The 14,603-nt window shown below is 44.8% G+C and carries 20 protein-coding genes; 1 reads left to right on the top strand and 19 read right to left on the bottom strand.

Features of this window, described 5'->3' with window-relative positions:
* Positions 1-12: 12 nt before the first annotated feature.
* From JJQ94_RS10255 to JJQ94_RS10165, 19 genes are all read right to left on the bottom strand, one after another.
* The gene (locus JJQ94_RS10255) at positions 13-939 is read right to left on the bottom strand and encodes a phage tail protein (RefSeq protein ID WP_099031773.1); all 927 of its coding nucleotides are present in this window, start codon (positions 937-939) and stop codon (positions 13-15) included.
* Position 940: 1 nt separating this feature from the next.
* On the bottom strand, positions 941-1,783 hold the full coding sequence (locus JJQ94_RS10250; RefSeq protein WP_099031772.1) for a baseplate assembly protein: 843 nt from the start codon (positions 1,781-1,783) through the stop codon (positions 941-943).
* An 8-nt stretch (positions 1,784-1,791) separates the two neighbouring features.
* On the bottom strand, positions 1,792-2,160 hold the full coding sequence (locus JJQ94_RS10245) for a hypothetical protein (RefSeq protein WP_099031771.1): 369 nt from the start codon (positions 2,158-2,160) through the stop codon (positions 1,792-1,794).
* A 2-nt stretch (positions 2,161-2,162) separates the two neighbouring features.
* Complete coding sequence (locus JJQ94_RS10240; protein WP_099031770.1) at positions 2,163-2,921, bottom strand: hypothetical protein; 759 nt, start codon at positions 2,919-2,921, stop codon at positions 2,163-2,165.
* Between the two features lies 1 nt (position 2,922).
* The gene (locus JJQ94_RS10235) at positions 2,923-3,459 is read right to left on the bottom strand and encodes a phage tail-collar fiber domain-containing protein (RefSeq protein ID WP_099031769.1); all 537 of its coding nucleotides are present in this window, start codon (positions 3,457-3,459) and stop codon (positions 2,923-2,925) included.
* Positions 3,460-3,526: 67 nt separating this feature from the next.
* Positions 3,527-4,273 (bottom strand): phage tail protein I, encoded by a 747-nt coding sequence (locus JJQ94_RS10230; protein WP_099031768.1) that lies wholly within the window; start codon positions 4,271-4,273, stop codon positions 3,527-3,529.
* On the bottom strand, positions 4,254-5,210 hold the full coding sequence (locus JJQ94_RS10225; RefSeq protein ID WP_099031767.1) for a baseplate assembly protein: 957 nt from the start codon (positions 5,208-5,210) through the stop codon (positions 4,254-4,256). The genes JJQ94_RS10230 and JJQ94_RS10225 overlap by 20 nt, the downstream gene beginning before the upstream one ends.
* 59 nt (positions 5,211-5,269) lie before the next feature.
* On the bottom strand, positions 5,270-5,734 hold the full coding sequence (locus JJQ94_RS10220) for a hypothetical protein (protein ID WP_099031766.1): 465 nt from the start codon (positions 5,732-5,734) through the stop codon (positions 5,270-5,272).
* An 11-nt stretch (positions 5,735-5,745) separates the two neighbouring features.
* A complete protein-coding gene (locus tag JJQ94_RS10215; protein WP_099031765.1) occupies positions 5,746-6,516 on the bottom strand; it encodes a hypothetical protein in 771 nt (256 codons plus the stop codon).
* A 126-nt stretch (positions 6,517-6,642) separates the two neighbouring features.
* Complete coding sequence (locus JJQ94_RS10210) at positions 6,643-6,957, bottom strand: hypothetical protein (protein ID WP_099031764.1); 315 nt, start codon at positions 6,955-6,957, stop codon at positions 6,643-6,645.
* A gap of 10 nt (positions 6,958-6,967) precedes the next feature.
* Entirely contained in the window at positions 6,968-7,744 is a 777-nt protein-coding gene (locus JJQ94_RS10205) for a phage tail protein (RefSeq protein ID WP_099031763.1), read from the bottom strand.
* A gap of 9 nt (positions 7,745-7,753) precedes the next feature.
* Positions 7,754-8,299 (bottom strand): phage tail-collar fiber domain-containing protein, encoded by a 546-nt coding sequence (locus tag JJQ94_RS10200; RefSeq protein ID WP_236596578.1) that lies wholly within the window; start codon positions 8,297-8,299, stop codon positions 7,754-7,756.
* 401 nt (positions 8,300-8,700) lie between these two features.
* On the bottom strand, positions 8,701-9,612 hold the full coding sequence (locus tag JJQ94_RS10195) for a phage tail protein I (RefSeq protein ID WP_099031762.1): 912 nt from the start codon (positions 9,610-9,612) through the stop codon (positions 8,701-8,703).
* A gap of 8 nt (positions 9,613-9,620) precedes the next feature.
* Positions 9,621-10,463, bottom strand: a complete 843-nt coding sequence (locus JJQ94_RS10190) for a baseplate assembly protein (RefSeq protein ID WP_099031761.1) — start codon at positions 10,461-10,463, stop codon at positions 9,621-9,623.
* A 60-nt stretch (positions 10,464-10,523) separates the two neighbouring features.
* Positions 10,524-10,772 (bottom strand): hypothetical protein, encoded by a 249-nt coding sequence (locus JJQ94_RS10185; protein WP_099031760.1) that lies wholly within the window; start codon positions 10,770-10,772, stop codon positions 10,524-10,526.
* A complete protein-coding gene (locus tag JJQ94_RS10180) occupies positions 10,769-11,176 on the bottom strand; it encodes a 3TM-type holin (protein ID WP_017218912.1) in 408 nt (135 codons plus the stop codon). Before JJQ94_RS10180 ends, JJQ94_RS10185 begins: the two co-directional genes overlap by 4 nt.
* Positions 11,164-11,583: a glycoside hydrolase family protein gene (locus tag JJQ94_RS10175; RefSeq protein WP_017218911.1), complete on the bottom strand. Its 420-nt coding sequence runs from the start codon at positions 11,581-11,583 to the stop codon at positions 11,164-11,166. The genes JJQ94_RS10180 and JJQ94_RS10175 overlap by 13 nt, the downstream gene beginning before the upstream one ends.
* 20 nt (positions 11,584-11,603) lie before the next feature.
* On the bottom strand, positions 11,604-11,966 hold the full coding sequence (locus JJQ94_RS10170) for a hypothetical protein (protein ID WP_039496108.1): 363 nt from the start codon (positions 11,964-11,966) through the stop codon (positions 11,604-11,606).
* Positions 11,941-12,219, bottom strand: a complete 279-nt coding sequence (locus JJQ94_RS10165) for a helix-turn-helix domain-containing protein (RefSeq protein ID WP_010378322.1) — start codon at positions 12,217-12,219, stop codon at positions 11,941-11,943. Before JJQ94_RS10165 ends, JJQ94_RS10170 begins: the two co-directional genes overlap by 26 nt.
* Positions 12,220-12,643: 424 nt before the next feature.
* Here JJQ94_RS10165 and ettA point away from each other — a divergent pair, with 424 nt between their 5' ends.
* A complete protein-coding gene (ettA, locus tag JJQ94_RS10160; RefSeq protein ID WP_010604458.1) occupies positions 12,644-14,308 on the top strand; it encodes an energy-dependent translational throttle protein EttA in 1,665 nt (554 codons plus the stop codon).
* The last annotated feature ends 295 nt before the right edge of the window (positions 14,309-14,603 follow it).

Genomic DNA, 14,603 nt, shown 5'->3' with positions numbered 1-14,603 from the left:
ATTTGAGGAGTACTATTCTGAGAGCACCACTTGGAAACGACTGCAATGAACATTAAGCCGTCCAGTGGTGGCGAGCGCAGTTGAGAGCGGCATCATTTGACGGTGTTGCCAATGTACAGTCGTTGCATGAAGCGGATCACCGACAAACGCGTCGGCTTTAGTCCAGCTTTGTTGCCACTCACCCTGCCATGTTCTTGTTGACCACACGCGATGCTGTGAAAGCAGCCTAATTCGGGCTAAGCTCACAGGCAGTTGTGAAGGCTCTTTGTCACTGAGCTTATATTCACTCAAGCGTTTTGTGGTGAGGTAATGACTGCGCTGACTATGTGTTCTACTGAGGTGTGTAGAGGCATTCGTCATGTTATGACTCACACCTTGCTGGTGGCTACGGCCAAAGCTGACTTTGCATAGCGTGTTATCGCCATCATGAAATGGCACGCCAGAAACATCAGATAGAAGCGCTCCAAAACCACTTTGAGATAACTTCAGTTCACGCACATCATAACCATGATAAATACGTGAGAGTTTGGCTCTTACTGGGGCAGATAGTCCAAGCAGCTGGTGTATATCTTTAAGCGCCTTGTTCCCTGGAATTTTGCCAGATGCCAATTGATAGCGATAAAAGTGGCGTCCGGGTTTATCAACCTCAAGCTCAGCCTCGTCAAAGTTGAGCCAATTGAGCGCGATGTCTACACTTTTTGGTGTACCGCGAAGTCGCTGCCAAACCAGACCTTCCTTGATGGTTTCGCGAAGGTCTTGGCTGTAGGGCAAAATAGCTTCCAAGCCATACTCCCAAACGAGCCACATCAGCAAGTTGTCGTGCGGTTCGGCCTTAAACCCAGATAACCTTGAAATACCCGAATGAATATCGTCACTCACGGCAACACTTTGCTGCAATCGCCGTTGTAGCAAAGTGTGATTAGGAGGTAATAACGTCATCTTAGCCTCGCTTTAATGTCAGCGAGATTGACTTGGGCATAACGTACTGATGGGCTGCCACATCAATTAACTGTGTTGGAGCAAGCAGTTCGATATGCCTAATTCCCGTACTATGTAATTGTGCATGCAGCCAGCTTGGCGTTAAATCCCAACCAAGTGTCGTGATGTTGATCCAGTTATCTTGCAACGTTTGCTTCAGCTTATTGATAATAAGTTCAGAAGCATGAGTATTGAGATAAAGCTCAGCTTCAACATCTACCCAAACGGGCTGTGCAAGTTTGACCTCTAACGTGTCTGTTAGCATTTTCACAGAGTCATCAAATAGCCTCTCTTTAACTTGTGCTAAAACCTGTTCTGCATCAGTGTCAAACTTTGCGAGTACCGTTACCACCACCAGCCCATCCCCTGGGCTTTGCACCGACACATCCTTGATTAATCCCGGTGCAGCTTCAATGACTTGATGACGATAATGCGCCGCACTACCTGCCGTGCTAGACGCTATGGTACTGTTGCGAATACGCATTCGTAGGGTTTCGTCATGTTCATCGGGCAACCGAGCCACCCCATAAAAAGCGCCAAGATGCTCAAGATCGGCGCCTTGGCTGGTGGCTAACAAATTAGCCGCCGCGGCTTCATTGACGCGCTGTCGTAATAACAGCTCGCGATAGCTTTCGACTTGCAAACAAATCGCAAGCGGCGAGCTTTCAAGCGCTAGCGCTTCGGCATATTCAGGTGCAAGTTCGATAAAACGTTGTTTACGTGCTTGGAACAGGCTTTCGAAATCAAGTGGTTCAAGGATGTTTGGCGCAGGCAAAGTGGAAAGATCGATTGATTGATTTGCCATAGAGTGCCTTATTCTGAGGAAGTTAAAATGCTTGCAACACCAGTAGCGCGAGATTCAATTTCTTGGTAAACATTTTCAGCGCCTTTACCTTGATAGGGAAACTGAATTTCATTATTCAGCACTTTTGTGGTTAATGTACCTAAGTCGTCACGCCCCTGTGATGCCGCTGCACGCATCTCGGCAAGTGTTGTTGCTTTGCTTAAACCATCAAGCAGTTTAATAAACTCAACTAATACTAGGTGACCTGTATCCGCAGTAGTCCCAATAATAGATTCTACATCCGCCACTGCTCGGCTTATTTGCCCGCGCTTTACTTGCTTGTCTAGGTACGCGAGTGTCGCTAAATGATCTTGTTGTGAAGGAATTTGTTCTTGCATAATTACACCTCGATTCTTGGATAGTTAATAACACAGTCAACAGCAAAAGTGGCGTTACCACCAAATTCAACGATATTTTGTGGTGGCTTTGAAGTTGCAGCAGGGACAAAAGTTCGGTTAATAAATCGTACAAATAACCTCGAGTATGGATGATGTTGAGAGAGCTTTAATACAGGAATTGAGCCTGTCGATGCACCATTCCACCAGCCTCCAAAATTTCTAACACTCACGCTATTTGTATTCAATTGCTCATTGATCTCTACACTCGTCGCCGCGGAGTTCGCAAAAACAAATTGCATATAGGTTACACTCCAGTCGCGCTCATACTGTGGCGCTTCACTGTACCCGGGCGAATATGAGTACCCATGAACTAAATGAACTTTAGTAAGTGCACCTACAGTCGGATAAATATGGTAACCAATGCTCGTCGTTGGCACTAATACCCACTCAGAGCGAGATTCATCTTCTGGATCAGCAACTACCCCAAGTGAAGCCTTTGAATGAGCAACTTGATCATAATAACTCACTTTTATATCAGAATGGCTATCTGCAAAGTTGAGGATCGCTTGATCTGTTTTTGACCCCGCCAAAGTAATCGCTTCACTAATATCTTGCTGCGCATCACTCAGCGCATGATTAATTTCCCCCATTTTGCCGATCACGGTTTGTGTGAGGGCATTATTTGAATCGATTAATTTGCCGTTCTCGGCATGCAGTGCAGTGATGCGCTGCTCTAATGTCATTGGATGATAATCCGCCATATTAAACTCCTAGCTGTAGTAGTCTGTCGTTGAATTGAATTTGTCGGTGATTCGCTTGAATTTGCGCACTCAGTTGTTGGGTTTGTGCCACCAGCATGTCGAGAAATTCACCGACATAGAAAAGCGTTAAATCGCCTGTAGTATTAATCGTGATAGCGTCTACCGGTGCAGCACTTAACAGCAGATCAAACCCTTGTACAATTTGTGCAATTGGAGTTTGATAAAAAAGTACATTTTGCGGGTGTGACCAAACGGCAAACAAAGTGCCATCTGCAAGATAAAAACCCACTTCGCGCACCGCGTACTCAGCATCATCAATAAAATGTCCGGTAATATGAAATTGCCCGTCACCAACAACTTGCCCGCCAGCAATCGCCGCTCGATTTTTTTCACCTCGCAGCCTAGTTTGGCTACGAGACGGCGTATAGCCAGAAGTGCCTACCGCAATCGCGCTAATATCAATGGTAAAACCATTGGCTTTGGCATTAACGGCCGCGTTTAATCCCGCCTGCGTAATAAGCGGCGTAAATTGTTCCATTAGTCATTCCTTTAGAGTCTGTTAATCTTCAAGTTTGTTTTTGCAGCAGATTGAACGTGTGTAAGTATTAATAGCAATAAAACGACTGTCGCTGGATTTGGATAGCCAAGGGAGCAGCGTGAACATAAAGGCTAGAAGCACTTTTGAGATCAGAGCGCACTTCACCGGATATTTTGCCCACACCTTGCAAAACAGAAGTACCAGCAAGATACAACTGGCTTAAATTTGCAACATTATCTGTTTGTTGAGGCATCCATGTTCGCTGGAGGCTCGCAGACTGACTGACGGTATTGAGCGATAAGCTTGCACTTTGCTGTACTCCTACACGCAAACTAATTTGGCTGCGGCATGGTTTTGTCATCACCACAGCTTGCCAAAGTTGTGCCTGCAACTTAGGAGTCAGTAGCGTGCTGCCTGCTGGATCTAGGTTCTGAGCGGCCAACGCAATGACCTGTGCAGAATGCGGCGTAAACGCGTGAGGATTTTCTTGTTGCCACCACTCTTTAAGCTCAACTTTTGCAGCTAGAGTGGATAGCGCACTTTTTATTGCACTAACCGTCCCTTTTATTCGATGATCGGGCACGCTATTCGCTATAATCTTGCGCTTCACTTCAACTGGCCAAGCACTATCCCAAAAGTCCACACTGAGTGCATCCGCAAGCCAAGGTAAAAAATGCTCGGGACATCGCCATGGATCCCAAAGGCTACCAAGTGGAACGGGAGTCGCGGAAACTTTACGTAGGGCCTTTGCCAGCGCATGCTCAAGCTTAGTGCTTGCGTGCGGTAATAGTGTATTAAATATCTCTTCCTGCAATGTTTATCTCCACTTGTGTACAAAACGCAGCCTGCCAAGGGGTATTGATAATGTCCGCGGCGGGTGAGAGAAGTTCAACACGTTGCACACCAGCTTGGTGTAGCGCACTGTAAAGCCCAGACAAACGAATATCATGATTAAGTTTATGATGTGTTTTTAACCATTGCTGCACACTTTGCTCTACCGTAGATTTCACGCTTTCTTCATCGGGGCCTGGATATAAATAAAGCGTGGCGCGGAGGATAAATTCTTTTACCTCAGCTGAGAGTACTCGTGGCCTATCCGTCAGAGGCCTAATGTCTTCTTGAAACAAATACTCTGTAATTGCTGTGATTTCGTCTTGATTTGGTATGCCATTGCCTCTATCTGTCAGCACCGTTATGGCAACATCTCCCGGCGCGGCATCTAGAAGCCTAGCGGCATGAGTACAATGCAGCAATTTCGTATGCACTGGTACAAAGTCTGATAATGGCGGCTCGACCTGAAGCAGCTCAAATTCGGGAGACTCAACAAAAACATCCTTAACTTGAGGTAAGGCTTTAAGCGTGTGAAAATAATAAGCACCAATTGGCCCTGCCGTACTAAACCCTTCTAGTGCCAATTGAATACGCGCTCGAAAGCGCTCATCACTCTCCTCTGCTTCTCGTATCACCGCAAAACGATTACCCAGATAATCGAGTTCACTGCTCGTGGCTTTTGCCAGCAGCACCTGCTGCGCGCCTTCATTAATTTGTTGACGTAATAACAGCTCTCGATAAGCAAAGACTTCCATCAGCTTGACGATGGGGTCGCTAGGTAGTAGCTCAGAAAGTTCTGGGCAGGCGTGCTCTACTGCTTGTTTTAGCTCATTATAAAGCGTTTTAAATTCAACGGGTTCAAGTAAATCTGATGCGGGTAATTGACTAAGACTGACCGCACTGAAGTTAGTTAAAGACATAATGGGGCCTGTTGTAAGGCACCCAATCAAAAATGACTGAGTGCTTGTGGTGGGTATTTTTAAGCGTTGCTTTGCAGTGCTTGGCTTACGCCATTTGCACGCTCGGCGATTTCGTGCATCACCTGTGCTTCGCCTTTCACTTGGTACGGAAAAGTTAAGCTTCCTGATTGCACATCAGCGTGGATATGGCCAATTTTATCTTTAAGTCCACTCACAGAAGCTCTAACGTCATCCAGTGATTGTGCGGTGCTAAGTGAAGTAACCAAACTGCTCAGCTCTTTCAGCAGTAATTGTGCTGTATCTGCCGTTGTACCGAGCAATGTGTCTGTGTCTGCAACTTGTTGAGCAATTTGCTCACGCGCAGACTGCTTGCTCTGCAGAGCTGTCTCAGCTGCACTAAGCTCTAGTGTGAATGTTGTTCCCACTCCAAATGTATCTTCAACAAACTCTTGCGTTACAAAATGTGGGGTATTGGCGTCGTAGAACTTGTCAACAATTTGGTTATTTACTATTAGTTTTGCCATTTTTATTCTCCTTAGTCGTAAGCATTTTGTGTAGCGTCACCTAAATAGGCGAATTGTCCCCAGTCATCCAAAGGTACTTCTCCTGTCACAACTGCAGGAAGGGCAATTTGAATCACGCCAGTTTCATCCTCAGGTTTACCTTCACCAGGAACATAAGGATGACAATGACCATATCTATTTCGGCCAAAACTCATGACCTTACCACAAAGCTTTGCGTCTTGATTTGCTTCTAAGCCTTCACACCACCAATTGTTTGGTACTGTCCCTCGAATATGTTTCACAACCGCAGCTGTTGTTACAACGGTAGGCGCTCTAAAGTACTGGTACATTAAATACGCAAATAGATGTGCACTCTCGCCTCGACGATTAGGGTAATATTCTAGTTCCCAAATATTAAAGCTCTTAGCGAAATGCTGAGTATCAGAATTTATTGCTCTTAAAAATTCCCTTGCAAGTGGTGTTCTTTGATTCGGCTCCACACCTGAAGTAACAGTTTCAAGTAATCTAGCTTCTTTTACATAACCACCACTCCAAGAGTGTGGAAAAGTGCCTGCCTCATTGGGAATTAATGCTTGGTTTTTAGTCACGCGAAAATGCGACTGCTTTTTGCGGGCAGAGTCAAACCTTTGATCTATTTTGCCTAACTCCGCGTTGACTTTATTTTTTGCATCAACAACGCTGCTAGTTAAAGTCGCCGTAATATCTTGAATTTTATTATCGACGGTTGCGGTGAGGTCGTTTGACGCCTCAATCAATTTGGCAATATCTTGTTCTAATGCCATATTTTTTCTCCATATGGTTAATACAATTTGTAAAAGGAATACTGAGTGTTATCTCAGCGGTAAATCAGGCACAAAAAAGCCCACCGAATGGTGGGCTTAATAGCCTAAAGTCGTTGTAGATTGGTGTTATTGCGGTTTTGGATAACGATTTTTAATGGTGCTTCGCGCTTGCAGCCAGACGGTTTTTGCCGCTTGTGCTGCTTCACTCGCTTCACCAAATTCGGCCATTGCCGCTAGGTAATCAAAGGCAAGGCCATCTGACTCGCACTGGTAAGCAAAACTTCTAGCGTGCATACATTGCGCTGTAAGCTGAGCCTGCTTTGCCTCTGCTAAAATGCCCGGAATATCAGCACTGGCTACTCCTAAGTCTGCCAGTATTTTTTCATCTGCCGGCACATTAATCAGTTCATCATCACCGATTTTTAAGGTTTTAATTTCCATTGTAACTCCTTTAAGCTGTTGGTGGTGTGTATGGATGGTTTGCGTAAGGGATTGAGCTTAGTGTTGGTGCTAAACGCTCGGCAAATGGAATTGGCTCTGCGTACCAACGAACTGTCCAATTATCCCAGCTTCTTGCATATAGATTCCGTCTCTCTTGATCGCTACCGTCATGGAACCATACGTCGCCTTTCCAGTTTTTAATAACTCGATATTTAAGACCGCCACCTCTTAAATAAACCCCGCTATGAGTAGCACAGAATGCACCAAAGGCACCTTCTTCACCGCCACCATATAGATCTAAACTTGAATCAGCTTTTTCCCGTTTGCAGTACATAGCAAAACTGGCATGGCTTACGGTTGGGTTATAACGCTCATGAAAGCGTTTAACGTGTAGAAAATTTGCATCACCGTGCCAAGCTGTTGCATTTCCCTCCAATTCAAGTAAAAGTGCCGCTTGATGAGGACTTGTGGTATTTAAAGGTTGTGTGTCACTATTCCAAGAATACTGACGAGCAATCGTTAACTTACTCACGCCCGCTGCATTACCAGGCATAGTCCACCACACCGGATAAAAATAATCCTTTGAACCGCCGATAAAAATGTCCTGAATATAGCGTGTTTCTGGCATCGCCTCTTGAATAAATTTGTCGACATCTTGCTCTTTTTTCGCAATACGCGTGTCAAAGGCAGCCATTTGGTTATCGAGCTGCTGCGCCTTGTTATCCACCACCGCCGTTAAGGCATCCGTAGACTGAATGAGATTAGCAATATCTTGTTCTAATGCCATGAGTTGCTCCTATAAAATTCCTTTGTCCATCAACTCAAACTTTTGTTTAAGATGACGAGTCATATTGTTAATTTGCGCAGCGCCTAGCTTGGCAAGTTCAGGGGCGATAAGAATATTTAGATTAACGCCGTTATCAACAATCGTAACGGCGTCGGCAGGCACGCCCGTTAGCACCAAATCAAAAGCAAGAAGTAAATCGACTTCCGCAGATTTATAAGCAATGGGCCTATCTGGTGAAGAATACACCGCAAATAGCACCTCTTGTGTTTGGCCATTTGCTTCGCTTTCGATATAAAAGCCCACTTCATTGACCCAAAAGTTGTGATCGGTATCATCAATCACACTCATATGGATTTGGGCATTCCCCTTATCTTCGCCACTTGCCACCATGATGCGGTGGACTTCTTGTTGTAGCTGGCGGCAGCCTTGATCTGGCGTATAATTGCCAGTGCCAAGCCCTACCTTACTGATCTTCGCTTGAAAGCCATTTTTTTGGGCGTTAAATACTGCTTCCAAACCCGCGGTGGTGATCGTCGGCCGTAAAATCGTGCTCACAGCACCTGTCTCCTTTTGTTGAGTGATATCAACCCGCATCAATACACAACTCGATTTATAAGCTGATTTATTAAGCACATTGATATGAAATGACAGCAATGGGTTCTATACCTATAGGTACTACCGCTGGGTAAACGCTGATGACATAAATTGAAGTGTTTATTCGCTATTCCAATAGCGGTTATAGGCTAAATTGCTGCGATGATTAATACCAATTTGCTTAATTAAGTGAGCTATTTTGAGGCGAGAAAATCTTGTCGATAACTCCGCTACCGCGTCCTGCTATCGCTAAGGTACCTACATCCATGTAGGCAAGGCGAAAATTTTGCTATTTAGTTGTTCTAAATGAGAAATTTTTAACGCAGTTAGCGTAAGATTTACTCCTTCAAATTGAGCACGTATTAAGACAAATTGGTATAAGTGTGGCAGTAGAATCTAGCCACTTGAAAACGACGATTAGTAAAGTGCAAAGTGCTCGCAAGTTCCGTCGTAAAGTCAAACTTGGCGGCAGGCAGTCTTTGCTCATTGGTTAAATAAATTCGGCTTAGTGCATGACGACGGTTATTTAAGTGAAGTCCTACTCGCGCAGAGCTTTGTAAATACGCATTCACATGCTGGCTTTTCATATATCGACCAGTTGCTGCGATTTGTTTATTGTTTGCCAATGCAAATGCCGCTGCTACGGTGGCAGCGGGTGCTTTTACGGCCTCGGTTTGCGCTGACTTTCTCGCAACCTGCAAACCACTGGCAATAGAGGCAGTTTGCAGTTTTAGGCTCATTTTGGCACCGACTAAAAAGTCGAAATGAGCACGTTTTGGTTTAGTACTATCGGTAACATCTTTAACGGCTTGGTAAAGCTCTGGACTTAAGATCACAGCATCACTGGTGTACGGGATTTCATTCACCCACGCGATAAACATAAAGGTATGTGGCTGCTTTGATTGATAAGGCGCCAGTGCTATATCATCAATTTCTTGAAACCATTCAAAAAACTCAACACTTACCCCTAGCGCTGCCAATGCTCGCTTTACTGAGCCAACCGTGCCTTTGTGCTTATGTACTTTGACCGAATTGGCGATAAATGCCCGTTTAGTATCTACCGGCCAGCTTTCATCCCACTCATCTACTGATAAAGACCATGCAAGCCAAGGTAATAAAGCCTCTGGGCAGCTCTCTGGGTGCCATTGCTTACCCACATATTCTGGGATAGTTGGTGTTACCTCAAGCTTACTCGGTAAGTCTTCAACTTGCTCAGCAATAGTGCGAACCAGCTTTGATGTGCCAGGTGGCAGTAATTTATGATAACTTGTCATAACTCACCTTACTCCGTTGGAAAATGTAATTGCACATCGCGACAGTAAGCTGCATTTTTAGCACTTGGTGAGAGGTCGTCATGCATCGAGCGAAGCTTCACTTTTCTTACTCCTCCTTGATGCAAAGCATCAATAAGTCCCGAGCTGGGTACTTCTTTCCCGAGCAAGTAATGCGATTGAATAAAGTTTTCAATTGCACGATGGATGGACACTTTAACCTGCTCCGTATTAATACCTGCATTAAAGTAAATATCGGCTTCAATCGTGTAGGCCGTTGGCTCTACCAAATGCACGCGTACAAGGTCCGTAAGCGGTCTAACATCTTCGTCGTTGAGATAACGTAACACCTCTGCTCTCAGTGCTTCTTTATCTTCCAAAGTCACCACATCAGCAACTGGTAACACATGGACTTCAACAATGCCCGGCAATGTTGATTCAACAAATACGTCTTTCACTTTTGCAGAAGCCGTAAACGCGTGGTACTGATAAGCACCTGATGTGCCTCCCATTGAATGACTTTCAAGAGAAAGTGGGATCCGCAAACGATAGCGCTCATCCGATTCCGCTTCTTCTCGCGCCACACCGAACAAAACACCCAAATGATCCAAATCACTGCCCGTAGCATATGCCACCATCACAGATTGTGCGGCGTCATTCACACGCTGCCTCAGCAATACCTCGCGATAAGCAAAAAGCTCCATCAGCTTTATTGCTGGATCTGAGGGAAGAAATGGATAATCTGGAAACTGCTGTTGCAATTGCGCTTCTAATTCCTGATAAATAGCTTCATAGCTGACTGTCTCCAACACATCAGGTGCAGATAGGCGCGTCAAATCGATAGCATTATTCATGCTACTCTCCTTTTTAGTGGGGTTGGATAAAGAAAGCCAATATGGCCGATAATAGCGGCGCTACGACCCTACTCTGCGGGCACCGAGCAACGTATCTAATTTTTTATCTATAGAATCTAAGCGCTTTTCGATGCGCTTTTGGTCTTCTTGACGAATTTGCTTGAGGTGGTCAAGCGCTTGGGAGTTAGTGGTGATCCTTTTATCTAAGTCACCAAGGTAAATAACACCAGACACCAACAGCGCAATGGTGGTGAGAATGTGGGCCAAATTAAACTCCTTTTTCATTTGCCATTGTTCAGGATGATTCACTTGCTGACCCCTTTTACTTTCTCAACGGTTCTAAGCCCTGCAAGCCCTAACATGGCAAGCGTAAGCTCTAACATCACATCAAGCGGCAACTCAGGCGTACCATGTTCAGGCATTAACCACTGTAGAATTGGATTAATCACGAACGAAAACAAAAAGCCTAGACCACACACCCACATCAAAAAAGGCCTCGCCCCCGCTACAAACACACTACGGTGCGCTGCTTGAACTTGATTGATCTGCGCTTGTACTAATGCATGCTTTGCTATCAGTCTCGCCTTTAAATGCTCTTGCTTGAGCACTTCTTCTTCACTGGTAAACAATTCATCAAGAATATTGCCAATTGCTTCTATCGGAGCCACTGTTTTTGCAGAAAATAGGCTACCTAATAGGCTCATGATTGCCATTCCCCAGAGATCATCTGTTGAGCAAGCTCTTGCGCGCGATTAGGCACTTGTCTTGCCCATCGGCTATCTAACATTTCAAGCGCAGCGGTATCAAAATCACCTTTTTCGACCGCTTGTAACATTCGACTAAAGTTAAGTAATCCTGTGATCCCTAAGTTAAACGCCATATTTACCAGCACCGCCATCCGTGCATCGTTGCAGTGTTGGGTTGCAATCCTGCGCGCCACCGCCGCTTTGGCATTTTCTACATCGCTCGCAAGTAGTGATTCTGCTTCTTCTTCATCAATCCCCTTATCATCGAGATTTCGACCATAGCCAATAGTCAGCTTTCCCGCGGTACAAAGGTAAGGAAATTGGCGAAACCCCTCATGTTTTTTGAGTTGCTCTACTGTATTCATTACGGACATACAATTCCCCTTTATTGTTGCTAATGTGTCGACATATTAACCATCAAGCTTTGCTCAGCTTTCAATAACCAAAACTCCATTGAACGCTTGCTGTCAAAACCCAATGTTTTTGCTGCATCGACCACCTTGTTATGCATCATGTATTTAGCTCGGATTGCACGCTTACATTCTGGTCTAAGTAACTCAATTGATGCGGTAAGTTGAGCAATTTCATCTGGCACATGCATCTGCTCTGCGCTCACGTATTTGCTTGATGAACTGCCTATAGCTTCAGTTGCAGCTTGACGACTAAAGCCCTTACCTAGCTCTTTACTACACCAAAACTTACCCCAGCGCTTAAGGGCAGTACGTACCTGTTTAATTGTCACTTGCTTGTTGGTCATGGATTTTTCCTATCACTTCTAAAATATCGAGTAAGTACACATCTTCAACTAGGCCAATAACATCATTCCAGCGTGGGCTATATTCCCTATTTTCCCATCGTCTTAACGTACGCTCCTCAATACCATAATGAGCGGCTGATTCAGCTTGCGTGTAACCTCTGAGCTTTCGCGCAACACGAAGAATTTCGGCTCCTGTTGGAGCTGGTTTGCTTTGACCCACCAGTCTGGATGTGGTTGTGTTTATAAGTGTCATTGTTCTCCTTACCTCAAAAAATAAACACGACTAGTGAAAATTTGTTCTGCTTAGCTGAATGGGGATCGCTGAAAAGCGAAAACAACGTAGCCGTTCATCCTTGCCATCGAGTTTTTAGTTCCGGTAAAAACCCACCACGCCCGTTAACATGTTCATCTGATAACTTTCTTCAGCGTAGTGATATAATAGCGATTTCTCGGATTGGAAACAGGTCAAAAATGACCTATTAATGATATGCTTACAACTTATTACTGGATAAATGAACAGTCTAATTGTTTAACTTATTAAAAGGTAAATAAAAAATTACAATAGTTAACTAAAACTAGCTTGGGCATTGTTTTTTCCTCGTTCTGAACTATCAACATTGCAGCACTGGAAGGCTTTCTCTAAAATACATCTAACTTAAAAAAGAGATTGGAAACTCATGGCTCAATATATTTATACCATGTCGCGGGTGAGCAAAGTTGTGCCACCTAAGCGCACTATTCTGAAAGACATTTCTTTATGCTTTTTCCCGGGTGCTAAAATTGGTGTTTTAGGTCTTAATGGTGCAGGTAAATCGACCCTACTTCGTATTATGGCGGGTGTGGATAACGAATTCGAGGGCGAAGCACGTCCGCAACCTGGTACTAAGATTGGTTACCTACCGCAGGAACCTGTACTTGATGAAAGCAAAACCGTTCGTGAAACGATTGAAGAAGCAGTTGGCGAAGTTAAACGCGCTCTGAATCGATTAGACGAAGTGTACGCAGAGTACGCAATGGAAGACGCTGACTTTGATGCGCTAGCTAAAGAGCAAGGCGAATTAGAAGCTATCATTCAAGCTCATGACGGTCACAACCTAGATAATGCGCTTGAGCGCGCTGCCGATGCACTTCGTTTACCAGAATGGGATGCAAAAATTGAGCACCTATCTGGTGGTGAAAGACGCCGTGTTGCTATCTGCCGACTGTTACTTGAAAAGCCAGATATGCTGCTTCTTGACGAACCAACTAACCACTTAGATGCCGAGTCAGTTGCGTGGTTGGAGCGCTTCCTTCATGACTACGAAGGCACAGTGGTGGCGATCACCCACGACCGCTACTTCCTAGATAATGTAGCAGGCTGGATTTTAGAGCTTGACCGTGGCCATGGTATTCCGTGGGAAGGTAACTATTCTTCATGGCTTGAGCAAAAAGATGCGCGTTTGAAGCAAGAAGAAAAATCAGAGAAAGCACGCCAGAAGTCGATTGAAAAAGAACTTGAATGGGTACGCTCAAATCCGAAAGGTCGCCAAGCTAAGTCTAAAGCACGTATGGCGCAGTTTACCGAGCTTCAGCAAAACGACTATCAAAAGCGTAACGAAACCAACGAGCTATTCATTCCACCAGGTCCTCGCTTAGGCGACCAAGTGATTGAAGTAAGCAATTTACGTAAGAGCTTCGGTGACAGATTGTTGATTGACGATTTGAACTTCAATGTACCTAAAGGGGCAATTGTTGGGATCATCGGTGCAAACGGCGCGGGTAAATCAACGCTATTTAGAATGTTAAGCGGTCAAGAGCAGCCAGATAGTGGTAACATCACCATTGGTGAGACGGTTGAAATTGCCACTGTTGAACAGTTCCGTGATGACATGGACGGCAATAACACCGTATTCCAAGAGATCTCTAACGGCCAAGACATTCTTAAAATTGGCAACTTTGAAGTACCAAGCCGCGCATATGTTGGCCGCTTTAACTTTAAGGGCAATGACCAACAAAAATTTGTTAAGGAGCTTTCTGGTGGTGAGCGCAATCGTCTGCACTTAGCAAAACTACTAAAAGCAGGCGGTAACGTACTGTTGCTGGATGAACCAACCAACGATCTAGACGTTGAAACGTTACGAGCGCTAGAAAATGCGATTTTGGAATTCCCGGGCTGCGTTATGTGTATCTCGCACGACCGTTGGTTCCTAGACCGTATCGCGACCCACATCCTAGATTACCGTGATGAAGGCCAAATCAACTTCTTTGACGGCAACTACACTGAATACGAAGAGTGGCTGAAGAAGACCTTTGGTGCTGAGGCCGCAGAGCCTAAACGTATCAAATACAAGAAGATTGGCTAATAATTAAAACATTAGGGCCTGTTGATCTTTCAAGTTTGTTTTTGCAGCAGTTTGATTGGTATTTATACAAGGCAGAGCCAGCGTAGCGTAGTCATTCTACGTAAGTCTGGCGATAACACAGTAGAAATGCCAATCAAGCGCTGCCCTTTGGGTTGACCTGAGTGCGCTTTGTTCATTGTTGCTCAACTTTTGCCTAGATTACTAGGCGGCAAGTCGAGCGTCGCGACCAAAACACACTCAGAAGAACAAAAATCAAACAGCAAAGGTCAACAGGCCCTAGTCTATCGACAATGAT

The organism is Pseudoalteromonas sp. GCY (assembly GCF_016695175.1).
Classification (GTDB): Bacteria; Pseudomonadota; Gammaproteobacteria; order Enterobacterales; family Alteromonadaceae; genus Pseudoalteromonas.
The sequence above is the reverse complement of the archived record's forward strand: the minus strand, read 5'-3'. Positions and strand labels throughout refer to the sequence as shown.